General features: G+C 60.6%; 1 protein-coding gene. It reads left to right on the top strand.

Translation table 11 applies throughout. The features are described from left to right. Positions 1 to 23: 23 nt before the first annotated feature. The coding region (locus AC2VLY_RS06075; protein ID WP_486921939.1) for an adenylyl-sulfate kinase at positions 24 to 1161 on the top strand (1138 nt) is incomplete at its 3' end.

The raw sequence follows: 1161 nt of genomic DNA, 5'->3' as shown, positions 1-1161 counted from the left end.
ACTGGCAATCGGTGGTGGAAAATATGCGCCTTCAGGATGGGACACTCTGGCCCATTCCCGTCGTGCTGGATGTAGAGGATGCGCTGGGCACTACTTTGCGCGCGGGTGACCGTTTGCGCCTGGAACGCAGCGACGGCACACCACTCGCCGCCTTGACGGTCTCGGAGTGTTATCAACCAGACAAAAAACTGGAGGCCGAGGCGGTTTACGGCAGCGCGGACAGAAACCATCCCGGGGTAGCAGAACTGTTTGGCCGGGGTTCCTGGTATGTGGGAGGTGCTGTCACACCCTGGGATGCCCAGACGCTCAGCCGTGCTGCAGCGGTAGAATTTCCGCCAGAATATCAGACTCCCGCGCAGTTGCGCGCACAGTGGACGGAACAGCATCCGGTGGTTGCCTTCCAGACCCGCAATCCTCTGCACCATGCCCACATTGCCGTCACCCGGGCCGGTCTTGAACAGGCCGGAACCGGTGCCAAACTCTTGCTGCACCCCGCCATCGGGCCCACCAAACCCGGAGACATAGAGGCCGCCTATCGCATGCGGGTGTATCGCGCCGTTCTGGATCATTATCCGCAGGGGCGGGCACTGCTTTCCCCCCTGCCCTTGGCCATGCGGATGGCTGGGCCTCGGGAAGCTCTGTGGCACGCTCTGATCCGGCGCAATTTTGGTGCGACCCACTTCATTATCGGGCGGGGCCATGCAGACCCTGGCGCGCCGGTTGGTGGCCTGTTTTATCCCACTTTTGCTGCCCAGGAACTGTTTGCCCGGCACGCACAGGAAATGGGCATTTCCGGCATATTCCTTCCGGAATTCGCCTATTCCCCTACCCGGCAGCAATATGTCCCGGTCAGCGAAGCCAATGGCGAAGCCCTGGCAGGCATCTCGGGTACCGAATTACGCCGCAAGCTCGCCAACCGTGAAGAGATTCCCGAATGGTTTTCCCCCCCGGAGGTGATCAGGATTTTACGTCAGGCTTATCGTGGCGCAGATCGACGCGGGCTGGTCATCTGGTTTACGGGCCTTTCTGCCAGCGGCAAAAGTACGCTGGCCGGGATGTTGGTACGACAGCTCGAAGCGGAGGATGAACGTGCGGTAACCATGCTCGACGGCGATATTATCCGCCGTTTTCTGTCCAAGGGCTTAAGCTTCAGTCGCGACG

The organism is Acidithiobacillus sp. TH-A36 (assembly GCF_057473445.1).
The sequence above is the reverse complement of the archived record's forward strand: the minus strand, read 5'-3'. Positions and strand labels throughout refer to the sequence as shown.